Origin of the sequence: Aeromonas sp. 11P, from assembly GCF_051920165.1 — a bacterium.
Taxonomy (GTDB): Bacteria; Pseudomonadota; Gammaproteobacteria; order Enterobacterales; family Aeromonadaceae; genus Aeromonas; species Aeromonas veronii.
The window spans coordinates 4,333,100-4,356,776 of record NZ_JBQBDJ010000004.1 but is presented as its reverse complement, the minus strand read 5'-3'; the positions used below and the strand labels follow the sequence as shown (position 1 = coordinate 4,356,776).

Sequence of the window (23,677 nt, the reverse complement as noted above, 5' to 3'; positions counted from 1 at the left end):
AGGACGCCCATATGTGGCAAAAAAACATCAATGACTTCGATCGGGTCGTTGCCATCGGTGGTGGCCACGGCATGGGGCGAGTGCTTTCGTCCCTCTCGTTTCTCGGTCAACGGCTCACCGGCATCGTCACCACCACAGATGATGGTGGCTCGACCGGGCGCCTGCGCAAGAGCCAGGAGTGCATCGCCTGGGGCGATCTGCGCAACTGCCTGAACCAGCTGGTGACCGATCCCAGCATAGGCAGCCTGTTGTTCGAATACCGCTTTGCCGGCAAAGGCGAGCTGGCGGGTCACAACCTTGGCAACCTGATGCTGCTGGCGCTCGATAATCTCTGTGTCCGTCCTCTTGATGCTATCAAGCTGATCAGTGACATGCTCAAAATCGAGTCACAATTGCTACCCATGTCTGAATTTCCCACCGATCTCTGCGCCCATATGGAGTGTGGCACCCAGATCCTGGGAGAGGTATCCATCGATCAACTGGCAACACCGCCCCTCTCTCTCGGCCTGATGCCGGAGGTGCAAGCGACCCGCGAAGCGGTGCTGGCACTGCAGCAGGCGGACATGATCATTCTGGGGCCGGGCAGTTTTCTCACCTCCATCATGCCGCCACTGCTGCTGGCCGAGATCGCCCAGGCCATCAACGAGAGCAGCGCCATGCTGGTTTTCGTCTGCAATCTGGTGGCGGAAAACGGCCCTGCCAGTCAGCTGGATCTGATGAGTCAGTGTCGCTGGCTGGAGTCCCGGGTCGGTCAGGGTCGGCTGGATGCCATCCTGGCCCCACAGGGCGCGGGTGATGCGGGGGACTGGCAAGGGCGAGTGATCGAAGCCGAGCTGGGCGAGCTTGAGCTGCCCCATCGGCACGATCGGTTGAAGCTGAAACTGGCGCTGGACCGGATCATCCAGCAACTGCTCAACCAGCGTTAGGCTACGGTCACGGCGCCCCGGCACCCCTGCATGGCGCCGTTACTGATAATCGGCAAGAAACGCGAGTACCTGAGGCAAGGAGGCCTCCAGCAGTTGCAACTGGCGCTCTGCCTCTGCCACATCGGCCTGCTTGCTGGCCATCTCCAGCGCCATCACCTGCTGATAACTCGGCATGGCGCCGTAGCTGCCACAGGATGATTTCATGCTGTGCGCCACCCGAGCCAGCGCCTCCCACTCCCCCTGCTCATAGAGGGGCCTGAGCTGACCCAGCTGCTCGCCCACCTCTTCAATAAAGACTGCGATGACCACGGGCAGCATATCCGGACCGATATCCTCTGCCAGCTGCTGCAACACCTTGCGATCCACCCACTCCATGCGAGGCTCCTCCAGAACGGTATTCAAACAGACCATACTATAGATAGTTTTCGATGTCGTGGCTCACGACCAGGCTGTGATGAAGCACCCGATTGGATGGCTCAGGGAATAAAGTGGCAAAAAATGTGATCAGTATCGAAATAGCGATGCTGAAACGCCCGTCAAGACAACAACTTGATTGCCACAAATTAACAATTGATCAACACTCAATGCCGTCAGAGTGATGATGCTCAGCAACACCTCTCATCCCTTTTGCCTTTTATGGCTGCTGCGAAGAACCAGGGTAGGTATCTACCCTGGTATTTTTTTATCTTGCTCAAGCGCGACCTGATTGGTCGCCACCCGCTCCCCCATGCGAAACAGATTGAATTCGCCGGGTGCCATTTTGACCCAGTTCTCATTGCCGGTCAGCGGACGGGTGGTGATCAGGGTCACCACATCGTTGGGGGTAGTCTCGCTTTGAAAGTCGATCACCACCTCCTCATCCAGCAGGCTCGCCTCGCCAAAGGGCGCACAGCGGGTCAGCCAGTGCAGGTTGTTGCTGCAGTAGCTCATCACATACTCCCCGTCCGAGAGCAGCATGTTGAACACCCCGAACGCTCTGAGCTCGTCACACAGGGTAGCGAGATAGCGAAACATGGCGGGAAAGTTGGCCGGACGCTTGGGATATTTTTGCTCCAGCCGATCGAGCAGCCAGCAGAAGGCGTGCTCGCTGTCGGTATCCCCCACCGGCCGGTGGCGGCCGGTTGGCAGCTTCTTGTAGCCGGTCAGCTGACCGTTGTGGGCGAAGGTCCAGTAACGGCCCCACAGCTCACGGGTAAAGGGGTGGGTATTTTCCAGTGACACGCAGCCACGGTTAGCCTGCCGAATGTGGCTGACCACAGCGCAGCTCTTGATGGGCAGCGCCTGTACCAGTCTGGCGATGGGAGATTGGGCGCTGGGCTCGGGATCCTTGAAGGTGCGAAAGCCCTTCCCCTCGTAGAAGGTGATCCCCCAGCCATCCTTGTGGGGCCCGGTCTTGCCGCCGCGCAGCATCAACCCGGTAAAGCTGAAGCAGATATCGGTCGGCACATTGGCACTCATGCCGAGCAGTTCGCACATATCCGGCAGACTCCTTTCATGATTTGGCTTGTGTCATGTTCGACCAGCACGCTGGTTCGACAGACAGCAGGGGAAGGCGCAATCCCTTCCCCTGTGACTGGCAACAACCGGCCGATGGCGAACCATGTTACCGGTGTTGCCCTTGTCTGGTGACGATGGCCTGATTACTTGGCCATCTCTTTTTCGACCAGCTGGATCAGGATGTGGATTACCTTGATGTGCACTTCCTGAATACGGTCGGCATAGCCAAAGTGCGGAACCCGGATCTCGACATCCGCCAGACCCGCCATCTTGCCGCCATCCTTGCCGGTCAGGGCGATCACTTTCATCCCTTTGGCGCGGGCTGCCTCGATGGCTTTCAAGATATTGCCAGAGTTGCCGCTGGTGGAGATGCCAAGCAGCACGTCGCCACGACGGCCAACCGCTTCCACATAGCGGGAGAAGACATAGTCATAGCCAAAGTCGTTGGAGACGCAGGAGAGGTGGCTCGGATCGGAGATGGCGATACCGGCGTAACCCGGGCGGTTCTCGCGATAGCGACCGGTCAGCTCTTCGGCAAAGTGCATGGCGTCACAGTGCGAACCACCGTTGCCACAAGAGAGCACCTTGCCCTCTTCTTTGAAAGAGCCGGCCAGCAGTTTGGCGGCCGCTTCGATGTTTTTCAGGTTCTGCTCATCAGCCAGGAAGGCCTGCAGCACGCTGGCAGCTTCGGTCAGTTCATTGCGGATCAATTCTTGGTACATGATGTCTCTTCCACTGTTTTTAGTGTGCGTGTAGATCGCGGCTATTCTCGCACAAGCGAATCGTACAGTCGCCCCCCTGCGAGCCACAGCGCTGGCGGCACTTGAGCGTTATGGGGATCACAGAGAGAAGGTAATGAAGATGTAAACAGCTTGATAACTTTGTGCGTATGAATTACAACAGGGGCCATATCCAACAGGTCAGACCTCTGGATCAGTTACACCACGTTGGCACATTTATACACGCAAGGAGCAAGCAATGACGACGACCCTCACTCTGCTCGGGGTGATCCTGGTTATCGGAGCCCTGGCCTATCGCCGGGCATCCCTGTTCATCTCCACCCTGGTCACCGGCGCCGCCCTGGTGCTTGGCGCCATCTATGGTCATGTGCCCTTGCTGGTATGGGCGCTGTTCGCGGTGATCGCCATCCCGCTCAATCTGGTGGAATTTCGCCGCAATCAAATAACCAAGCCGCTGTTCAAGATCTACAAATCGATCATGCCGGAGATGTCCCGCACCGAGAAAGAGGCGATTGAAGCGGGCACCACCTGGTGGGAAGCCGATCTGTTCGCGGGCAACCCGGACTGGAAAAAGCTGCACGCCATCCCGGTCAGCACCCTCTCTGCCGAAGAGCAGGCCTTTATGGATGGTCCGGTCGAGGAAGTGTGCCGCATGGTGAGCGACTGGGAAGTGACCCACGAGCGCGCGGATCTCTCCCCCGAGGTGTGGCAATACCTGAAGGACAACAAGTTCTTCGCCATGATCATCAAGAAGAAATATGGCGGTCTGGAGTTCTCGGCCTACGCCCAGTCCTGCGTCCTGCAAAAACTGTGCGGTGCCAGCGCCGTGCTCGCCTCCACCGTCGGCGTGCCCAACTCGCTGGGCCCGGGCGAACTGCTGCAGCACTATGGCACTGACGAGCAGAAAGATTACTACCTGCCCCGTCTGGCGGTAGGTAAAGAGATCCCCTGCTTCGCCCTGACCAGTCCGGAGGCAGGTTCGGACGCCGGTTCCATCCCCGATTTTGGCATCGTCTGCAAAGGCGAGTGGGAAGGGAAAGAGGTGCTCGGTATGCGCCTCACCTGGAACAAGCGCTACATCACGCTCGCCCCTATTGCTACCGTGCTGGGTCTGGCCTTCAAACTGCGTGATCCGGAACACCTGCTGGGTGAAGAGGAAGAGCTCGGCATCACCTGTGCGCTGATCCCGACTCACATCAAGGGTGTCGGCATTGGCCGTCGCCACTTCCCGCTCAACGTGCCGTTCCAGAACGGCCCGACCCAGGGTAAGGATGTATTCGTCCCGCTCGATTTCATCATCGGCGGCCCGGCCATGGCCGGTCAGGGCTGGCGCATGCTGGTCGAGTGTCTGTCAGTCGGTCGCGGCATCACCTTGCCCTCCAACAGCACTGGCGGCGTCAAGATGCTGGCCCTGGCGAGCGGCGCCTACAGCCGCATCCGTCGCCAGTTCAAGCTGCCCATCGGCAAGATGGAAGGGATTGAAGAGCCGCTGGCCCGCATCGGCGGCAACGCCTACATCATGGGCGCCGCAGCCAACCTGACCGTGACCGGTATCGACCTTGGCGAAAAACCCTCGGTCATCTCCGCCATCGTCAAATACCACCTCACGGACCGTGCCCAGAAGTGCATCATCGATGCCATGGACATCCACGGCGGTAAAGCCATCTGCATGGGCCCCAACAACTATCTGGCCCGTGGCTATCAGGGTGCGCCCATCGCCGTTACGGTAGAAGGGGCCAACATCCTGACCCGCAGCATGATCATCTATGGTCAGGGCGCTATCCGCTGCCACCCGTATGTACTGCCGGAGATGCTGGCCGCCAGCCACCCGGATAAAGAGCAGGCGCTGAAAGATTTCGACAAGGCGGTATTCAGCCACGTCGGCTTTGCCATCAGCAACCTGGTGCGCAGCTTCTGGCTCGGTATCACCGGCGCACGCTTTGCCGCGGCCCCTTACAAGGATCAGACCAAGGGCTACTACCAGCAGCTCTCCCGCCTCTCGGCCAACCTGGCGTTCCTGTCAGATATGGCGATGGGTACTCTGGGTGGCGAGCTCAAACGCAAGGAGCGGGTCTCCGCTCGTCTTGGCGATGTATTGAGCCAGCTCTATCTCGCCTCCAGCGCCCTCAAGCGCTATCAGGATGAGGGACGCCAGCAGGCCGACCTGCCGCTGCTGCACTGGGCACTGCAAGATGCCATGTTCAAGGCACAAGAGGCGATCGACGAGCTGCTGCGCAACTTCCCGAACCGCTGGATTGGGCTTGCCCTGCGCGCCGTGGTGCTGCCGCTGGGTCGTGACCTGAACCGTCCGTGCGACAAGCTGGATCAACAGGTTGCCCGTCTGCTGCAAACCCCGAGCGAAACTCGCAGTCGCCTGGCCAAGGGGCAGTATCTGACCCGCGAAGAGGGTAACCCCTTCGGTCTGCTGGAACAGGCGCTCGATGACGTGCTGGCCGCCGAGCCGCTGTTCGAGAAAGTCTGCAAGAGCGATGGCATCAAGCGTCCCTTCATGGCGCTGGACAAGGTGGCCGACATGGGCCTGGCCGCTGGTGTACTGACCCAGAACGAAGCGGAACTGCTGCGCCGCGCCGAAGTAAGTCGCCTGCGCACCATCAACGTCGATGATTTTGACCCCATCGATCTGGTGGCCAACAAGAAGCTGTTTGAAGCATCCGCTTACCATCACGCGGCCTGATAACCAGCTATCGACAACGCCTCCCTTGTGGAGGCGTTTTTTATGGGCGCTCACCACTATTCACGGCCCTCACAGAGATCACTCGCACGCACAGCTCCCCCGACCAGCTGCTGGCCCCGTGTGGTCAGCCGGGAAAAAAGGCACAATAGCCGACAAATCGAATTACCAAGGAAACCTGGATGACCCTTGAGCAGCTGATCCTGTGGCGCCGCGACCTGCATCGCCTGCCAGAAGCCGCATGGAAAGAGTTTCGCACCACCAGCCTGATTGCCCACCACCTGAGCGAGCTCGGTTATCGCATCGTGCTTGGCGACAAGCTGCTGGCCAGCAATCTGATGATGGGGCGCGATGTCGATGTGGCCGCCGAGAAAGCCCGCGCCCGCCGTCAGGGTGCCCATCCCGACTGGCTGGAGCGCATTGGCGACGTGACCGGGCTGATGGGAGAGCTGGATACCGGCCGCCCCGGGCCGACCCTGGCCTTTCGCTTCGACATCGACGCGGTGGAGGTAGAAGAGTCCGACGCCGAGCAGCACCTTCCGCAGCAGGAGGGCTTTGCCTCCCACAACAAGGGGTGGATGCACGCCTGCGCCCACGATGGCCATACCGCCATAGGTCTGGGGCTGGCCAGCCGCCTGATGGCGATGAAAGAGGAGCTGGGCGGGCGCATCAAGCTCTTCTTCCAACCCGCTGAAGAGGGGTGCCGCGGTGGCAAGGCGCTGGCCGCAGGCGGGGCACTCGATGACGTGGATGCCCTGCTCTCGCTCCATATCGGCATTCACGCCGGCAGCGGCGAGCTGGTGATCAATCCCACCGAGTTTCTCTGCTCCACCAAGTTCGACGTCCACTTCATGGGCACCGCCGCCCACGCCGGGCTCGAACCCAACGCTGGCAGCAATGCGCTGGCCGCCGCCTGCATGGCCACCACCGCCATGCTCGGCATTCCCCGCCACCGCGACGGCATGACCCGCATCAACGTCGGCCAGCTCCACGCCGGCAGCGGGCGCAATGTCATCCCCGACCATGCCGAGCTGCGCGGTGAAACCCGCGGCGCCGATAGCGCCCTCAACGACTACATGTTCAGCCAGGTGCAACGCATCGTCGAAGGCACGGCCCTTGCCCACGGCGTCACCTACCGCATCATCAAACAGGGTGAGGCCATTGCCCTCGACAACAGCCCGGCGCTGCAGGCCGAGCTGGCGGCGCTGGCCCGCAAGCAGGGGCTCGCCACCATTCAGACCCGCCGCTTTGGCGCCAGCGAAGATGCCGGTTTTCTGATGGAGCGGGTGCAAAAACAGGGGGGCGAGGCGGCTTACCTGATCCTTGGCGCCGATCTGGCGGCGCCGCACCACCACAACGCCTTCGATTTCGACGAGCGGGTGATGCAAAGCGGCGTCGAGCTGCTGGCCGCCTGGGCACGCGCCCGGCTGGGCGTGACAGAAGCAGCCCTCTCTTGATATTCCCTTGGCCAGCTCACCGGCTAACGGGATCAAAAAAAGGCGCCTCGGCGCCTTTTTTCTGCAAGAAAAACCTGAGCACTACTCGCGGAGCTTGCGATGTACATCGGGGCGGCCACCGGTCACGCTATCGGCTCTCCCCTCCTCTTTGGCCTTCTCGGCCCGCTTTTTGCGCATCTCGCGGGGATCGGCGATGAGTGGACGGTAGATCTCGATACGATCGCCGTCGTGCAGCGGCTCGCTCCCTTTCACCGGGCGGCTGTAGATGCCGAACTTGTTGACCGACAAGTCAATCTCGGGGTGCTTTTGCACGATGCCGGACTGCTCGATGGCCGCCAGCACGCAAGTCTCGGGCGCCACCCTCAGGGCAATCACCGTCTGCTGCTGCGGCAAGGCATAGACAACCTCGATGTTGAGCTGGTCAGACACCGTAGACCTCCTTCGCCCGGTTGGAGAAGGCGGAGACCATGGAGCTCACCAGATCGCGGAATACCTGACCAAAGGCCACCTCGATAAGCTTGGAGGTGAACTCGAAATCGAGATCAAACTCCACCTTGCAGGCATCCACATCGAGCGGGGTAAAGGTCCACCAGCCCGCCAGCTTGCGGAACGGGCCATCCACCAGCTCCATCCTGATCTGGCGGTTCACATCCAGCTGATTGCGGGTAGTAAAGGTCTTGGCAATCCCCGCCTTGGCCACATCGACCGACGCCATCATGTAGTCATCGCCAGCCTCGTGGACACGGCTGCCGACACAGCCGGGCAAAAACTGCGGATAGGCATCCACATCGTTAACCAACTTGAACATCTGTTCTGCACTGAACATCACCAGGGCACTGCGCGTAATTCGGGGCATGGCTTTTCCTCATCCAATCGGCGCGATTTTATCACCATGTTTGGGGTTGTGGAGGTAAAACCTCAGCCAAACCGCTCAGAAAGCCACCACTTGACCTGCTGCGCGTTTTACAGCCGCCCCTGCCTACGTATAATACGAGCCTCCTAGTCATTGCCGGAAATCGCCCGTCATGAGCAAAAAAAACAGTAAAAACAAAGCCGGGTCCAGCACCATTGCACTCAACAGAACCGCGCGCCACGAATACTTCATCGAAGAGAAGATCGAAGCGGGTCTGTCCCTGCAAGGGTGGGAAGTCAAATCCCTGCGGGCGGGCAAGGCCAACATCAGCGAAGCCTATGTCATCTTCCGCGATGGCGAGGCCTATCTGTTCGGCTCCAGCTTCCTGCCACTGCAAGCGGCCTCCAGCCATGTGGTATGTGACCCGACCCGCACCCGCAAACTGCTGCTGAGCCGTCGTGAACTCGACAAGCTCGAAAGCCTGATTGCCCGTCAGGGCTACACCATAGTTCCCCTCGCCCTCTACTGGAAACAGTGCTGGGTCAAAGTCGAGATCGGCCTGGTGAAGGGCAAGAAAGAGCACGACAAGCGCGAAGATACCAAGGCCCGCGAGTGGGATCGGGAAAAAGCTCGAATCATGAAGAACAAGCATCGCGGCTAACCTGCGACTGACAGGATCAGGACGCCGGTTCACCTTTCCCCGGCGCAGCTGGCTCTTCAGGCTCAGCTGCGTACAATAAATCGGCAAACAGACTGGCTGCCAGAGGGAATGGGTATCAACGCCTTGCTATGACAGCATTTTTGCGTACAATCGCAATTAACAACTTGGGGCTGATTCTGGATTCGACAAGATTCACGAAACCCAAGGTGCATGCCGAGGTGCGGTAGGCCTCGTTAATAAACCGCAAAAAAATAGTCGCAAACGACGAAAACTACGCACTAGCAGCTTAATAACCTGCATAGAGCCCTTCTACCCTAGCTTGCCTGTGTCCTAGGGAATCGGAAGGTCATCCTTCACAGGATCGTGTGGAAGTCCTGCTCGGGGCGGAAGCATTAAAACCAATCGAGCTAGTCAATTCGTGGCGTGTCTCTCCGCAGCGGGTTGGCGAATGTAAAGAGTGACTAAGCATGTAGTGCCAAGGATGTAGTAATTTTGGACGGGGGTTCAAATCCCCCCAGCTCCACCAAATACCGGTCCAACAGTGACCAACGAAGTCCAAGAAACCCGCATGGCGTAAGGCTTTGCGGGTTTTTTGTTGTCTTATGCTGTCCAATGGGATGCGTTGCCATCCAGCCCTTTTAGGCATATCGTTAGGCATATCGTTTTGTATGCCTTCCGGAGCGTATGCCTATGCCTCGTATCACCCGCCCCTTGTCCCCAACCGAGATCAAAGCAGCCAAGCCCAAAGAGAAGGAATACACACTCTGCGACGGGGCTGGTCTAGAGCTCGTCATCAAACCCAATGGCTCAAAGTTGTGGCGCCTGCGTTACTACCGCCCCCTTACTAAACAGAGAAACATGATCAGCTTTGGCTCCTGGCCGGAGATGTCGTTGGCTGACGCGCGAGAGAAACGTTCAGAAGCCAAAACGTTGCTGCAACAAAACATCGATCCCCAACACCATCGAGATGAGCAGACATCCGCCGCGTTATCTCAGAGTGAGCACACATTTGAAGCCGTTGCCAAGCGCTGGTTTGATGTCAAGCGCCCCTCCGTCACCCCGGCCTATGCCGAAGATCTTTGGCGCTCGCTCGAAATGTATCTGTTCCCCGAGATTGGCACTGTGCCTGTTATGGAGATCAAGGCTCAGAGGGCCATCAAGATCATCGAGCCCATCGCAGCTGCAGGAAAACTCGAAACAGTGCGTCGTCTCACACAACGGGTGAACGAGATCATGACCTTTGCCGTCAACTCTGGTCTGATCGATGCCAACCCTTGCTCTGGGATCAGCAAGGTGTTTCAGCGTCCAGCCAAACAGCACATGCCCAGTATTAACCCCAACCAACTGCCGGAACTGATGAACAGGCTATCGAAGGCCAGCATCAATTTGCAGACCCGCTGCCTTATCGAATGGAGCCTGCATACCTTAGCTCGCCCCAGCGAGGCTGCAGGAGCCCGGTGGGCAGAGATCGATATGGAAAAGAAACTCTGGCGGATCCCACCAGAGAGAATGAAGAAGCGCAGAGGTCATGACGTGCCCTTGACGCCACAGACACTTGCCTACCTGGACCTAATGCGACCCATCAGCGGCCATCGTGAATTTATCTTCCCTGGGATCCGAAATCCCAAGACACACACTAACGAACAAACCGCCAATGCAGCTTTGAAACGGATGGGGTATGAAGGGACCTTGGTTGCTCACGGCCTGCGAGCTTTGGGCAGCACGACCCTTAACGAGAGAGGATTTGATCGAGACGTTATCGAATCCGCCTTGGCGCACTCTGACAAAGACGAAGTGCGTAGCGCTTATAACCGCACGGATTATCTGGAACGTCGCCGAGAAATGATGGTCTGGTGGTCAGAACATATTGATACAGCATCCAAAATCGGCTCGGCGCTGACGTGGTTGCCATCCACAAAAGCAGGATAATTATTATCTATATAAGGCCTAGTTGTCCAAATCGCGACACTACCTGCAACCTCGCTGATCCTGTATAACCGTCTGAGAGCATCTGATGGACCCGCCAGTGAATTGAGCCGTGGGTAATGGCTATCGGGCTTGGAATTAACTCCATCAGGTTAATTCCACATTGAGTATCGCATTATGATTTTTTTTAATTTTGTGCGAGATGATGAGTGGCTCTTTCCCTTTGGCATTAGACGTTTTTTATTTACAGAATGGCTAGACGTATCGCGAACCTCATTAAGAGTGCAGTTCAACCCTTTCAAGGTTAGTTTCATAAAAAACAGCTTCGCCATGCTGCTTTTGATAATATCAAGCAGCAGATGACTATTACTAGGAATACCTACGGCCATCTCTCTTTGTAGGCCATCAGGCATCGTTTCTAATTTAGGTAAGGGCAACATCTGAAGAGTGTTTTTTATCATCATCAGAAGTTTCCTGTCAGTATACGCAATTGCATCCAATGAGCCTGATTGTTTAATTAGTATGTCCGGGGGCGCTATTAGAGGAATAATAGTTTTATTCTCGATAAGAAGAGCTGAAAAAAGTGTCATTGCATAGCCTCCCGACTGCGTCGCAGAAACGTCATCACTACAATATTTTTTTGCACACTTATGCCAACGGGCCTGTGCCTCTTTCAAAAAAATGAAGCTATCGAACATTGCCATCTTTTGATGTAAATCATCGACAATGCTTACAGTAGTCATGGGGTGTTTGTCATCTTTCTTTTGAGATTTTAAGATTTCAATAAAATCGACCAAATTACTACCCTGTTGGGTGTCAATATTAAGTTTTTTAGCTAATTCAGAGTACTTTTTGCTACGTGGATTATTTGTAAATAAACGAATGCTTTTTGATATTCTCTTATCATACTTACAAAGCAGGCTGAATGACTCCTTATGATAATCGAAGGGATACGCATCTTTAGGGAAACACAATGTGATAAACGTCTCTTGATACCATGGCATCGTCTCGGGTGCATGAATCGAGCTCACCATATTGACAAAGCCTTTTAATGCTGTAGTTTTTCTCAGGTCTGTATTAAAGTCAGTTATCGCCCTACTGAAACGGTCTGCATGTGCTTGAATACCATTATGATCTTTTTTATTACCGCTGTAACGTTCAAACTCAAACCTAGCTTTAATCACTACTTTTAAATTCTGCTCGTCACAAATTACATTCTCTAAAAAGTCCCAAAAACCGGCAATATGTTTAGCTGCATTTTTTTCAAAATTACTGACCTTTACATTCAAGTCCTTTCTGAGTAGGTCCTTAAGCAAGACTCTGGCTCTTTCGTTGATTTTATTTGCAATGTTCGTTGCCTGCTCAACAATGCCAATGAGAAGTTGCTCCGAAATATCAGTATCCATACGTATAGACGCAGTGATATCATCGTCAAAAACCAGGTACTCATAATAGCAGCTGATGATGTCGATACACTCTTGGGTTGAGAAGTAATTGGCATAGGGATGTAATGTGTAATGCCGAAAATGCCGATGTGTGATATTAAGGAGATAGAATATGGTTAAAAAACATAAACCTATCTTCGTTAGTGGCAAAATACTGATCGTTTGAAACGCCGCTCGTGAGTGAAATCCCTCGATAGACTTATCAATACTCACCAGTTCAAATATCTGCCACTCATCCTCAGGAGTGCAGCCAAGCAGTTCCTTTAACTTCTCAATCAACGCCAAGGCATAGTACAAATTCCGGTGATGCTCATCGCCATAACCATGACGCAATCGCCACGCCTTTTCGCTATTTTCACAAGCCATTTGAAGTGGGAGGAGCTCATCAAACGATATCGCTACATCAAATGAAACTTGGCGTGCGAGCTCCAACAACTTCAATCGCAACCAATCTCCCTCTGATGCCGCCACCCCAACCTCCTATGCTTATCAATGCTCAATGAAAAGGGCCCCAAGGCCCCTCATAAGAGTCTGACAAGATAGCCAGCCCGAGTCAAACACCGACCAAGCGCGGTTGCCTGAATGGCTGCAGTGATTGCCTGAGGGTCTTGGTACGCGGTCTGCCTCTGGCCGTAACTTTTTTGGGTAACGTTCCTTTGAAGAAGGTACGACGTCCATCGAGCTTCAGCTTGGCTACACGGTCTGACTTGGTCAGATAGGCAAGCGCCTTGTGCAAATACTGCCGTTTCTCCTTGTCGTGATGATTGACGACGCCAATCCCACAAAATCGGTATTCGTTAGCCTTAGCCTTCATATTGCAGTTAAAGCCCCGGCCACGCCCGCCAGTAATATACTTCCACTCTTCGATTATGAACCCCGCATGACACACATCACTCCGGAAATTTGCGCCATTCAAAAAAACAACTAAATGGAAATGGTATCCGGTTTCCGGAGCAAACTCCAAGCGACAAGCATAGCCTACCCAGTTGGCAGCCAATGCCCCTTTGCGGCGATTTTTAAGCAACGCATCCTTGTGCTTGATTATTTCATCAAGCGAAAGTGAATCCCGGTATTCACGCTTGTAGGACAAGTCTACACGCAATACCAACAACCGGGAGTAACGTTGAAATAAGCCGTTAACATAGTGCTGTAATGATACGGTGTTTTTGCGTGCACCTTTCATGAAGGTATATACTTGGTGCATCAGCTCGGATGATTTCAACTCATCCAGTAATACCTTGAGCTTTTCAGTAAGCATGGTTCTTACTTCACAACTAATAAGACCAAGCTCAAGCATTTCGTGCAGCCCATGCTTCACGATAAAATTACACAAGCATGCTAGTTTAGGGTGCAGGCGATAATATTCCTGATGCTTAAAGACCAACGTGGCATTATTGACGATGGTCGTGAATTTTTTCCCCTCCTTGGTCAGAGCACAGGGGAAACCATTTTTTATGACCACATCAAAGATGATGGGCGGGTAGTTCATTTGCTCAAGTTTGGCAGTGTAACTCAACAATTCACGATAATAACCGACCTCGTTGTGTATCTGGAACAAGCCAACACTGGGACTCCCGTCGGTGTCAGTGCCGACTTCAAGATTAGACTCTTGAAGTATTTTGATTGCATCAATGTCGATACAACCACGACCATACTTAGACATACTTACCCCTTAATTTAATTCTTGGTATTAGTCGTGAGTAAGGACATGTGGTCATGTCCTATTCTTATTCCTGGTTACAGGCTTCATCTTGTTGATTACGCCTGTATTCTGTTTCATCATGAATGGGTTACAGTTTCTTTTCATGATTAGTTGGAGGGTCTTTGTATTAGTTATAGGGAATACTAATAACAATAAAAACCAATATTCACACCTCAGTAGTTTAAGGTGTTATCAGGGGAAATAAATTCATCTCGCTCTTATTTTCCCGAGAATACCGACACCGTGAATGTGGCTGGTTTTTGTATAGTTAGTGTCTATTTTTCTCCTTCTTCTCTAACACGTAATCCACCTTGCTAAGACGTCTATCTTACGGCTCATGGAGCACTCTGTTGTGCCCCATGCTGCCTCAGCAAGAGGGTCTGATCACACCTCTTGGCGTGATTTCAGCCACTCCATAATCTCGTGTTCCAGGAACCCAACCGAGTTGGCCCCGATGCGGATCCGCTTAGGGAACGTCGCATCGAAACGCGGGGACTTCGGGTTCAACATGTCGAAAAATTTCGACTTGCTGATCCCTAGCGTCTGGATCACATCGTTGTTACGTAGTACCTTCATTACCATCGATTTACCTCCTTCAAAATTCCCTGTTCAACAACTACATTTTCTCCAAAATACCTTCCTGAAACGACGCCATTTCCTGCCGTATTGGTTCTATTTATCCAACCCCTGCTCCATCTCAACATCAGCCTTGGGTAGACTTCCGACAGCAGGAACTTCCTGCGAATGTTGTCCCGCTCCCCGTGCTGCCAAATGCAGCCTCCATGGCCATACCTAGCAAAAAGTTAGTTTAAGAATTTGGAATGTTAGTTTAATTTCCATACTAAACAGTAGGTTGCATCATCAACAGCACGGAGGGGGGGGTGGAAGATCCAGTTCTCTCAACCCAAGGAGAGAAATGTGAGCCGAGCGGGGAGACGTCGATAAGAATTTAACTTGGTGATGCGGCTTAATGTGACCAGATCCAGGTCGTCTCACATGTCTGTCCATCCTGTCCAAATTTACATGCCAGCCATAGCTGAGTGCATCGGGGATACGAGCCATTTCCAGAAAATTTCAAACCTACATCACCCCCATGAGTTAGCAGGCAGATGTCTGCATTTCACAATTCCTGGAGGAGATATGGCTCACCTGATCGACACCATGGCCTACACTGGCCAAACCCCTTGGCATGGCCTCGGCAATGTCTTGCCACCGCAACAATCTCTCGATATCTGGCTGAAGGCAGCCGGGATGGATTGGACCATCGAGCAGAGCGACGTGATGTTTAACGTCGCCTCAGATGCACTTCATATTCGCCCTTATTCAGACAGCAAAGTTTTGTACCGCTCTGATAACCTGGAGCCTCTATCCGTCGTTTCTCGCCGATATAACGTGGTTCAGCCTCACGAGGTGCTGCATTTTTATCAAGATCTGGTAGAGGTGGGCGGCTTTGAGTTGGAAACAGCGGGCTCGCTCAAGGGCGGCCGTAAATTATGGGCGCTGGCTAAAACTGGTCAAGATATGAAACTGAAAGGTGGCGACAGGGTAAAATCATATCTGCTGCTCGCCACCAGTTGTGATGGTACGTTGTGTACCACAGCACAATTTACCTCGTTACGAGTTGTCTGTAATAACACCTTGCAAATAGCATTACGGGATAATAATGGTGCGATCAAGGTTCCCCACTCAACTCAATTTAATGCAACTGCCGTCAAAGAGGCATTGGGCCTTGGTATGGCAAATTGGGATCGTTTCCAACAAGAGATGACATCGTTGAGCAATCGCCCGGTATCACCCGTGGAAGCCCTTAGTTTCTTCGGTGAACTACTCAATGATCCGGCTGGCGATGATGAGAATATTATTCTCAGCCGTCCCGCCCAAAAACTGCACGAGCTGTATATGGGCGCAGGTATGGGCTCAAAGCTTGCCAGCTCCCGCAATACAGCCTGGGGGCTGGTCAATGCGGTCACTGAATACGTGGATCACCACCGCCGTGCCCGCAGCCAGGATCACCGACTCGACTCCGCCTGGTTTGGTCAGGGCTCCCAACTCAAATCTCAAGCCTTGAATCAGGCACTCACTCTGCTGCAGTAATTACGCTTCCCCATTCAAACCGCATAACGACCTCACCCGGACTGGCGCAAGCCAATCCGGGCGTAGCCATTTATGCCGTCAACAAGGAATAGTCATGAAAGCAAAAGCCAAATATGGCCAAGCCCTGCGGCTAGCCTCTACTACCCAGTTAACCCGCGAGCAGTGGCTCGCTGTCCGTAAACTCGGCATTGGTTCCTCCGATGCCGCCGTCGCAGTGGGGCTCTCCCCCTACAAATGCCCGCTCAGCCTCTGGCTGGAGAAGACCGGTCGCAAGGAGCCGGAGGATATCTCCCACAAGGAAGCCGTGCTGTGGGGCATTGAGCTGGAGCCTGTGTTAGCGCAGGTCTATGCCAAACGCACCGGCTTTCGTGTGCGACGGGTCAATGCTGTGCTGCAACACCCCGAGCAACCCTTCATGCTCGCCAACCTCGATCGGGAGGTAGTCGGCCATCCCGATGGGCCTGGCATTCTGGAGATCAAAACTGCCAGCTATCACAGCGCTCCCCAGTGGGAGGAAGGCGTGCCGGTGGCTTACCAGTGTCAGGTACTGCATCAGCTGGCTGTTACCGGCCATGCCTGGGCTGAGGTGGCAGTGCTCATCGGCGGCCAGGATTTTCGGATTTACCGCATCGAACGTGATGAGGAGAAGATCCAAGATCTCACCGAGCGGGAGGCGCAGTTCTGGCAGATGGTGCAACAAGATCAGCAGCCCGATCCTGACGGCTCCAGCGATGCCGCCAACGCCCTGAGTTGGCTCTTTCCCCGCGATGATGGTCAGACGCTGGATCTCTCCGATTCTCCCGATTTCAACCAGCTGTTTGGGGAGCTACTGCGCTTGCGTCAGCAAAAGGAAGCTGTCGAGCAACAAGAGTCACAACTCAAACAGCGGCTGCAAGCGACCTTGGGTGAAGCGACAGCCGGGCTGTTTGCCGATGGCAAGATCACTTGGAAGCGCAGCAAAGACCGGCTGGCGCCGGATCTGGATAAGCTCGGTCAGGATCATCCCGACCTGCTCACCCGTTACGTCAAACCGGTGCCCGGCGTGCGCCGTTTCACCATTCAACCCTTGAGGCAAACTCCATGATCAAAGGACTGGCGATCACCCCGCCCGTGATCGGGCGGATCTGCATCGGCAAGCTGGTGCAAAAACAGGATAAATGGGTACCGGAGAAGGACGACAGCTTCACCCTCACCACCCAGGTACAACAAAAAGGGGGATGGTTACTCCATCCCCTGCATCAACACTACTCATCGCAAAAGAGTGGCCAAGGGCAGGAACAAACCAAGATCCGCGCCATTCCGGTGCGGGTGCTGTTCAACGATAGCGACTTGAATCTACGGGCGGAATACAGCGCGTTTGACCGGCAAACCGGCAGACCGCTCTGTGTCGGGAATGGGGAGGTGGCAAGACGTGTGGGGGCACAAGGCATAGAGGAGGTCAGCTGCCCTGGACCTGAGCGCTGCGCCTTTGCAGGCCAACAGGGTTGCAAGCTGTACGGACGACTGAACCTGTTTGTGGAGGGGCAAGGGGATGAGTTGGGTAGCTTTATCTTCCGCACCACCGGCTACAACTCGGTGCGCACTCTGGCTGCTCGGCTGAAGTACCTGGAGGCTTTGAGCGGGGGCCATACCCGCTATCTGCCGCTCACCCTACGGTTGCGGGCCAAGAGCACTACCCAGTCCTACCGCACACCGGTCTACTACGTGGATTTAACCTTGCGGGAGGAAACCAACCTGACCGAGGCAGTCAGGCAAGCACAAGAGGCGGCACTGCGTGACCAGGAGGCGGGTCTCGCCATCGACCAGATGGAGCAGGTCGCGCGTGAATTGCTGCGTAACGGCCAGTTTGAAGATATCGATGAAGAGGTGCCGATGCTGTTGGAGGAGTTCTATCCCGAAGCCAACAGCGACGAGACGGCGAATGATAACGCTGGTGTGGAAGCGACAACCTCGCATGCCGCACCACAGAGCCAAGCAACCAGAACGCCACAGAGGCCACAACCAAGAAGGAGTCCACTCACCAACAAATTGGGGAAAGGGAGCCCATTCCCTTCCCCCGGTTAACTGCTGATGGCCTTCGGGAATGGGCAAGCGGTTTTACTGAACCGTGAGGCCCTCCCTATAGGGCCCATTTCACGACTTCCAGTCCGATTGCATTCGCAAATCGATATCCACGGCAATCACAGAACGTCTCATTACTGGATCCAACTGCTGGCGCTGGGTCAATAGCTCAGGCCCTAGTGACATGCACGAATACGCACTAAAAAGGCACTGTTTTCAAGTCAATAGGGTTGGTTTCAGGCTTTTGACTTGTGCCGTCATTGTACCCTGCCCTATTGACCAGGAGGAGACCATGGCACTGGTGGGTTATGCACGCGTGAGTACCGTCGGGCAGAGCCTGGACACCCAGCTTCAGGCACTGGCTGAGTGCAGCACGATTTTTCAGGAGAAAGTCAGTGGGGCAAGGGACGACCGCCCCCAATTGGCTCAGTTACTCAACTTTGTGCGTGAGGGGGATGTGGTGTTGGTCACCAAGCTGGATCGCTTGGCCCGCAACACCCGTCACCTGTTGGAGATCTCGGAATACCTGCAAAGCAAGCAGGTAGCACTGAGGATTTTGAATCTGGGGATCAATACCTCGACCCCTACCGGTAAGCTGATGCTCACCATGATTGGTGCTATCGCCACCTTCGAGCGGGAGCTGATGCTGGAGCGGCAGGCGGAGGGCATTGAGTTGGCCAAACAACGTGGCGTGTACAAAGGCCGCAAACCTACCGCGATGGCAAGAGGAGAAGAAGTGCTGGCTCTTGCCGACCGGGGACTTGCCAAAACAGAGATAGCAAGACAAACGGGGATCAGCCTCTCCAGTGTGCAACGCATTCTCAAAACCGCCGCGACGAGTTAAAGCACAAGCCCCCAGCCGCAGTATTTGAGCTGGGGGCTCTATCACTCACCAAGGAGCAATGACCTTCGATGGAAATACTGCAATATGATGATTTTCGTACCGAGAAAATAGCAGCCCTTATTAATACCCGAAGCACCTTTGAGATTGTGGGTGTCTCCGGAAATATGGGCAGTACCGTTCGAATTCTTGAGACAACGATAGAATCAGCCGGATTGAAATGCAGGGTATACACCCAAGGGCGTATTGCCGCAGCAGGAGCAACATTTTTAGGTGGCGCAACCGGGGTTGCAGGTATGTTCGCAACCCTTGGTATCGCAGCGCATAACCTGGCTACGTATAACCCTGACTATGAAATAGTGAAACATGTCGTGGATGGTTCCATCAGCGTGCGTTACAAAAAATAACCATCATTCAGACCGTTCTTTTTAAGATGAAGAACGTTGGGGAGTAATAAAAATGAATAAACTTTTAATTTCGTCAGTCACCGCATTGCTGTGTAGCAACGCGTTGGCCTATGGTGAGGCAGGCCAATGGTCGAGTAGAAAAACACAGGATGGCATGGAGTATGCCGCTGTGATTGATGACCAGAATAAGCTCATCATCTCTTGCGATAAAAATGGTAAAGATATCGCTATGTATGCCACGATTGAAGGTGTCCAAGTTGGCACTGATGTATACGATAGAACCTTTGATATAAAAACCAGCGAATCGTATTACTTCACACCTTACGTGATAAATGGAGATAGCAGCATATCGAATTTCTTTAAGTTATGGGATGAAATAAGATCCGGGCATTCCATTATGTTGGACCAACGTGGCCCCGAATTGCCAACAGCAAATGCCAGTCAAGTATTGCCAGCACGTGACAGCAGTGAATTTATCTGCTTGACGGAAGGGATAAAAAAGAAAGACTATCAGGCGCCCGCCCAAGTTACACATACCAAAGTGGGTAATGAACATCGCTACTCGGTTGTCGCTGACGATAAGCATGCGTTGTACTTCTCTTGTGACAACACCAATAAAATGACCATGCGAGCAATCCTGGATGGTGACAAGTATGACGTTGAAAAGGATTCGTTTTACGTCAGTGTCGGAGGCAAGGCTGAACCTGCAAGCGTAATAACCAACAACAAGACGTACCTTGATAAATTTTGGGATGGCTTGCGTGAAAATAAAACCCTTTATCTCATCTCTCAACCAGACAATATTACCTACGTGCTGACCCCACAGGGTGGCGCTTCCGCACTACCTGACAGAACATCTTCAGATTTTACCTGCCTCACGGCTGATACCATCTCACATAAAAAGAATGATGCACTGTTAGCCCAGCAGGGGCCGACAACAGCCTCCACATTTTCGGTCAATGTGCGGCCAATTATCCCCAACAAGGGGTTGCCATCAAAAGTAATAACTGTTGTTTCTCACAGCGACCGGGTGAAGATAACGAAAGCTGTCGTTAACAGAGGCCAGTGTCAAGTAAAGTCAATTTCCCCATTACCTCTAACGTTAGCTTTTGGTAAGGAACTCATGCTTTACACGGGCTATGACTGCAACGTGTTAGAATTGAATTTATCAACTACCAATGGTGATGTGGAATACCAGTTCCAACCACAAAATTAATATGTACGTTGTGTTTAACAAAAATGAGTGAGGCTTGGAATATGAAATGGTTAATTGTATTGCCTGGTTTGCTTATTTCATCCAGCGTAGCCTTTGCCTATGGCGAGGCCGGACGCTGGAGCAGTGGCTGGGGTCAGGGCACCAGCGAATACACGGCGGTGGTCAACGAGCAGAACCATCTCTATATCGCCTGTAGTGACACCCGCAAGGTCAGCATGACGGCCACCGTGCAGGGCAAGGAGTTCGGCTCTTATGCTGGGCAGGCTTTCTCCATCATCGTCGATGGCAACCAATACGATGCGCCCTATGAGACCGAGTCCCGTGTCGGTGAGAACAATTTCTTCGACATGTGGGGCAAGCTACGTAAGGCAAAGTCGATCCGCGCATTTTGACGGCTGATGGCAAGCAGCTCGCACTGCCGACCCAAGAGGTGGCATCAGTTCTGCCAGCCACCAACACACCCGAGTTTGACTGCTTGATGTGGGACCAATAGGTCACACCCATTCCCATCCAAGAGGAGGCATTTGCCTCCTCTTTTTATTTCTACCATTCACCCACTCTTGAAGGAGACACACTATGCCCCCCTGCATTCCCCCTGAATGCGAGCCGTTCGATCACCCAGGTTTTTGGCACAAACTCTGGGCCTTTGCCAAACGTGCCGGTCGGCCCTTTATCGAGACCTGCCTGTTGCTCTACTACACCAGCCAGAAGGGTGACCTGCCACTTTGGGCCAAGCTGCTGATCTACAGTGCGCTGGCCTACTTTATATCGCCCATTGATGCGATCCCGGATGTGTTGCCGATGGGACTCGCCGATGACATCGCGGTACTGAGTGCAGCTCTCGCCAGCATTGCCGCCTTTATTGATGAACAGATCCGTGCCCGAGTGGCCAGAAAAATGCGCGAGCTGTTCGGCCAAGATTAACCCCCACAAGGAGTACACCATGACCATTCCCTTTTTCCGGGACGGCTTTGCCCTGCCCGTTGCACAAGCATTGCTGGTTCTGCTCGACCAAGAAGTCGCTAAAACCGAGCTCAATCTTGAGCGCTTAACCCAACTGACTTTCAACTTTCGTAACCCCGGCTACAGTGCCGAGCAAGGCGGCGTGCACCCAGTCGAGATCCGCCTGATCCGTGGGCTCGATGGCTGGCTGTTCGATTACGTCACCGATTTCAGTTATCAGGGGCTGGGCTCGGATGCCGAGCTCAGCAAGGAGCTCGATTTCAACTTCCTCGATGGGGAACACACCATGTTGGGCTGGGGACCACTGCGGCTGGCAGAAGCGCGGGAGCTGTTCGATATCTGGCAGAGCAACTTCATTGCCTACTGCCGGTTGGAGTGTTTCAGCGTCACGGTCGCAGGAGATTAGGAGGACACGATGAGCCAAGAATTAGCGCTCTCCCACTACTCACGTCAATGGTTGGGACAAGTTGCCGTCAACGCCAAGATAACCCCTACCCGCAGTAGTCAGCGCTGGTTGCTGCACCTGACACCGGATAGTCCACACATCCGCACAGTCACTCTGCAGGTCCGCTGGTCTGGTGTGCAGTGGCAACTGCTCTCCATCACCAATGCCGATGACGGGCGCACTATGAGTCAGCCGAAAGATGAGATCTGTATCGACCCTAAACACAGCTGTTTCTGGCGTTGCCAAGCAGGGCCCGTCTCACTCACCGATCAGCCTCGCGTGCTTGCAAGCTTCCTGGCTGACCTGCAGCGCATCTGCATCCATCGCGGCTATGCCGTGGAGAGTGACCCCATCGCCGACATGGAGAGCGAAGATGATTAACGCCGTGATCGCCATCGAACTGGAGACTTATCTTGAGCGCGATGGTCAGATTGAAGTGGTGCATGACCAAGGCCAGCCAGTGGACGGTTATGCCCTCTACCTGCGCTATGAAAACGAACAGGGCAAAGCACTGGCTCAATGGCTGTGCGACCACCCGGATCACCGCTGGCTAACCCAGCTAGGCACCCTGCTTGCGACCAGTTACGACGTCCCGTTGCACGACTACACCACTCACACCCTTGCGGCCTGAACACCACCAGCCAATCCTGCAACCACCACATTTACCAACCTATTAACCAAACACCTCGCCGACCCTGCCGCATCCCACGCGGTGGGGCGATGGCGTATGGAGTACATCATGTTGCATCACAAATTGATCGCTGGGGAGATCCCCGGCACCTACCTCGTCACTGAGCTGATTAACGAAGAGGACCTGTTGACTATCGCCAACCAGATTGCCCGTCAGAAACTGGCCAAAGGAGAAGCTATTACCGACAAACACTTGGCTCAGCAGGCACTACAAACCCTGTTGCAGAGCAGAGAGCATGAAGTATTTGCCATACTGTTCTTGGACAACCAGCATCGGATCCTGGCATATGAGGAGCTATTTCGCGGCACGCTCAGCAGTGCCTTCGTCTACCCACGGGAAGTTGTTAAACGTGCGTTGGCGCTCAATGCTGCAGCTCTGATGCTGGTGCATAACCACCCGTCAGGTCACCCTGAACCCAGCCGAGCAGACATAGAAATAACCCAGCGACTGCAGAGTGCTTTGTCTCTGGTTGATATCCGAACCCTAGATCATTTGGTGGTTGCTAGTAATGGCGTTGTATCACTCAAACAACGAGGCTACATGAACTCTTGAAACAGAATTGGTTATTGATAGCGGCCGAGGCAACGGCCAAGTTTCGGACGGCCTGTGTGGCCGTTTTTTCTTTACCTTCTTGGGCTACAGAGAGCAACCGTAATTCACCAGTCACCATGGCGTGTAACTTTCTAGGCAGCCTGTCCGGCTGCGAAGGAGGATCTCCCCCGCCAGCATCAACAGCCGCATTTCTTAGCAGCCTGTCCGGCTGCGAAGGGTGAGCTCTATGTACCAGGGCAGCGCAAGCATTTCTTAGCAGCCTGTGCGGCTGCGAAGGACCCAGGGGTAAAAGTGCGGTGGTGGTACCTTTTCTTAGCAGCCTGTGCGGCTGCGAAGCCCCTCTGCTGGACGAGGTGCTATCGCTCAATTTTCTTAGCAGCCTGTGCGGCTGCGAAGGGTTATGGCTTGACATACCGCAACCCCCTTGATTTCTTAGCAGCCTGTGCGGCTGCGAAGTTGGCAAAGTAGTCGTATGCCTCGGCCAGCTTTTTCTTAGCGGCCTGTCCGG

At 54.1% G+C, this 23,677-nt stretch carries 25 protein-coding genes, 1 other RNA gene and 1 CRISPR repeat array (1 of these 27 only partly in view); of the genes, 18 read left to right on the top strand and 8 right to left on the bottom strand.

From position 1 onward, the window contains the following. Positions 1–11 precede the first annotated feature (11 nt). A complete protein-coding gene (locus ACTG1P_RS20255; protein ID WP_005334480.1) occupies positions 12–926 on the top strand; it encodes a gluconeogenesis factor YvcK family protein in 915 nt (304 codons plus the stop codon). A gap of 39 nt (positions 927–965) precedes the next feature. On the opposite strand, the gene ACTG1P_RS20250 is transcribed toward ACTG1P_RS20255, so the two are convergent. The 3 genes from ACTG1P_RS20250 to lpcA all read right to left on the bottom strand — a co-directional run bounded on the left by ACTG1P_RS20250 (position 966) and on the right by lpcA (position 3,145). After that, positions 966–1,301 carry an Hpt domain-containing protein gene (locus tag ACTG1P_RS20250; protein ID WP_201991894.1) on the bottom strand — a complete coding sequence of 112 codons (336 nt, stop codon included), beginning with the start codon at positions 1,299–1,301 and terminating at the stop codon, positions 966–968. A 291-nt stretch (positions 1,302–1,592) separates the two neighbouring features. Beyond that, the gene (locus tag ACTG1P_RS20245; protein WP_019446544.1) at positions 1,593–2,402 is read right to left on the bottom strand and encodes a class II glutamine amidotransferase; all 810 of its coding nucleotides are present in this window, start codon (positions 2,400–2,402) and stop codon (positions 1,593–1,595) included. A 164-nt stretch (positions 2,403–2,566) separates the two neighbouring features. Beyond that, on the bottom strand, positions 2,567–3,145 hold the full coding sequence (gene lpcA / locus ACTG1P_RS20240) for a D-sedoheptulose 7-phosphate isomerase (protein ID WP_069555409.1): 579 nt from the start codon (positions 3,143–3,145) through the stop codon (positions 2,567–2,569). Positions 3,146–3,401: 256 nt separating this feature from the next. Between lpcA and fadE the strand changes: the two genes are divergently transcribed. Together fadE and ACTG1P_RS20230 are read left to right on the top strand one after the other, a co-directional pair. Beyond that, complete coding sequence (fadE, locus tag ACTG1P_RS20235; RefSeq protein ID WP_440002074.1) at positions 3,402–5,858, top strand: acyl-CoA dehydrogenase FadE; 2,457 nt, start codon at positions 3,402–3,404, stop codon at positions 5,856–5,858. Between the two features lie 179 nt (positions 5,859–6,037). Next, positions 6,038–7,312, top strand: coding sequence for an amidohydrolase (locus ACTG1P_RS20230; protein WP_440002073.1), 1,275 nt, complete (start codon positions 6,038–6,040; stop codon positions 7,310–7,312). An 81-nt stretch (positions 7,313–7,393) separates the two neighbouring features. Here the strand turns inward: ACTG1P_RS20230 and ACTG1P_RS20225 are convergent, their stop codons facing one another. Together ACTG1P_RS20225 and ACTG1P_RS20220 are read right to left on the bottom strand one after the other, a co-directional pair. Further along, positions 7,394–7,741: an RnfH family protein gene (locus ACTG1P_RS20225; RefSeq protein WP_058059898.1), complete on the bottom strand. Its 348-nt coding sequence runs from the start codon at positions 7,739–7,741 to the stop codon at positions 7,394–7,396. Then, entirely contained in the window at positions 7,734–8,168 is a 435-nt protein-coding gene (locus ACTG1P_RS20220; protein WP_005334496.1) for an SRPBCC family protein, read from the bottom strand. Before ACTG1P_RS20220 ends, ACTG1P_RS20225 begins: the two co-directional genes overlap by 8 nt. A 169-nt stretch (positions 8,169–8,337) precedes the next feature. On the opposite strand from ACTG1P_RS20220, the gene smpB reads away from it, so the two are divergent. From smpB to ACTG1P_RS20205, 3 genes are all read left to right on the top strand, one after another. Beyond that, positions 8,338–8,826 carry an SsrA-binding protein SmpB gene (smpB, locus tag ACTG1P_RS20215; protein ID WP_005334498.1) on the top strand — a complete coding sequence of 163 codons (489 nt, stop codon included), beginning with the start codon at positions 8,338–8,340 and terminating at the stop codon, positions 8,824–8,826. 166 nt (positions 8,827–8,992) lie between these two features. Further along, positions 8,993–9,352, top strand: a transfer-messenger RNA (tmRNA) gene (gene ssrA, locus ACTG1P_RS20210). A 164-nt stretch (positions 9,353–9,516) separates the two neighbouring features. Next, positions 9,517–10,755: an integrase domain-containing protein gene (locus ACTG1P_RS20205; protein WP_111901416.1), complete on the top strand. Its 1,239-nt coding sequence runs from the start codon at positions 9,517–9,519 to the stop codon at positions 10,753–10,755. 149 nt (positions 10,756–10,904) lie between these two features. Here ACTG1P_RS20205 and ACTG1P_RS20200 read toward each other — a convergent pair whose 3' ends face one another. The 3 genes from ACTG1P_RS20200 to ACTG1P_RS20190 all read right to left on the bottom strand — a co-directional run bounded on the left by ACTG1P_RS20200 (position 10,905) and on the right by ACTG1P_RS20190 (position 14,481). Beyond that, positions 10,905–12,668, bottom strand: a complete 1,764-nt coding sequence (locus ACTG1P_RS20200; RefSeq protein ID WP_440002072.1) for a hypothetical protein — start codon at positions 12,666–12,668, stop codon at positions 10,905–10,907. An 82-nt stretch (positions 12,669–12,750) separates the two neighbouring features. Next, positions 12,751–13,860 carry a hypothetical protein gene (locus tag ACTG1P_RS20195; RefSeq protein WP_440002071.1) on the bottom strand — a complete coding sequence of 370 codons (1,110 nt, stop codon included), beginning with the start codon at positions 13,858–13,860 and terminating at the stop codon, positions 12,751–12,753. Between the two features lie 423 nt (positions 13,861–14,283). Further along, positions 14,284–14,481 (bottom strand): helix-turn-helix transcriptional regulator, encoded by a 198-nt coding sequence (locus ACTG1P_RS20190; RefSeq protein ID WP_215805205.1) that lies wholly within the window; start codon positions 14,479–14,481, stop codon positions 14,284–14,286. Positions 14,482–15,039: 558 nt separating this feature from the next. Between ACTG1P_RS20190 and ACTG1P_RS20185 the strand changes: the two genes are divergently transcribed. From ACTG1P_RS20185 to radC, 12 genes are all read left to right on the top strand, one after another. Continuing rightward, positions 15,040–15,993 carry a DUF932 domain-containing protein gene (locus tag ACTG1P_RS20185; RefSeq protein ID WP_440002070.1) on the top strand — a complete coding sequence of 318 codons (954 nt, stop codon included), beginning with the start codon at positions 15,040–15,042 and terminating at the stop codon, positions 15,991–15,993. A gap of 94 nt (positions 15,994–16,087) precedes the next feature. After that, on the top strand, positions 16,088–17,077 hold the full coding sequence (locus ACTG1P_RS20180; RefSeq protein WP_440002069.1) for a YqaJ viral recombinase family protein: 990 nt from the start codon (positions 16,088–16,090) through the stop codon (positions 17,075–17,077). Next, positions 17,074–18,057 carry a recombination directionality factor gene (locus ACTG1P_RS20175; RefSeq protein ID WP_440002068.1) on the top strand — a complete coding sequence of 328 codons (984 nt, stop codon included), beginning with the start codon at positions 17,074–17,076 and terminating at the stop codon, positions 18,055–18,057. The genes ACTG1P_RS20180 and ACTG1P_RS20175 overlap by 4 nt, the downstream gene beginning before the upstream one ends. Before the next feature lie 289 nt (positions 18,058–18,346). Beyond that, positions 18,347–18,898: a recombinase family protein gene (locus ACTG1P_RS20170; protein WP_047435435.1), complete on the top strand. Its 552-nt coding sequence runs from the start codon at positions 18,347–18,349 to the stop codon at positions 18,896–18,898. A gap of 68 nt (positions 18,899–18,966) precedes the next feature. Beyond that, a complete protein-coding gene (locus ACTG1P_RS20165; protein ID WP_101531667.1) occupies positions 18,967–19,302 on the top strand; it encodes a hypothetical protein in 336 nt (111 codons plus the stop codon). A gap of 52 nt (positions 19,303–19,354) precedes the next feature. Continuing rightward, entirely contained in the window at positions 19,355–20,518 is a 1,164-nt protein-coding gene (locus ACTG1P_RS20160; protein WP_421335622.1) for a hypothetical protein, read from the top strand. A gap of 41 nt (positions 20,519–20,559) precedes the next feature. Then, positions 20,560–20,910, top strand: a complete 351-nt coding sequence (locus ACTG1P_RS20155; protein ID WP_440002067.1) for a hypothetical protein — start codon at positions 20,560–20,562, stop codon at positions 20,908–20,910. Positions 20,911–21,094: 184 nt separating this feature from the next. Next, positions 21,095–21,442 (top strand): YkvA family protein, encoded by a 348-nt coding sequence (locus tag ACTG1P_RS20150; RefSeq protein ID WP_201997226.1) that lies wholly within the window; start codon positions 21,095–21,097, stop codon positions 21,440–21,442. A gap of 19 nt (positions 21,443–21,461) precedes the next feature. Then, complete coding sequence (locus ACTG1P_RS20145) at positions 21,462–21,887, top strand: DUF2787 domain-containing protein (protein ID WP_201997225.1); 426 nt, start codon at positions 21,462–21,464, stop codon at positions 21,885–21,887. A gap of 9 nt (positions 21,888–21,896) precedes the next feature. Beyond that, positions 21,897–22,307 (top strand): hypothetical protein, encoded by a 411-nt coding sequence (locus ACTG1P_RS20140; RefSeq protein WP_440002066.1) that lies wholly within the window; start codon positions 21,897–21,899, stop codon positions 22,305–22,307. Further along, complete coding sequence (locus ACTG1P_RS20135; RefSeq protein WP_024946326.1) at positions 22,300–22,557, top strand: hypothetical protein; 258 nt, start codon at positions 22,300–22,302, stop codon at positions 22,555–22,557. The genes ACTG1P_RS20140 and ACTG1P_RS20135 overlap by 8 nt, the downstream gene beginning before the upstream one ends. 108 nt (positions 22,558–22,665) lie before the next feature. Further along, positions 22,666–23,169, top strand: a complete 504-nt coding sequence (radC, locus tag ACTG1P_RS20130) for a RadC family protein (protein ID WP_440002065.1) — start codon at positions 22,666–22,668, stop codon at positions 23,167–23,169. A 128-nt stretch (positions 23,170–23,297) separates the two neighbouring features. Continuing rightward, a CRISPR array of direct repeats spans positions 23,298–23,677; the repeat unit is 28 nt; it runs 6,309 nt beyond the window's last position.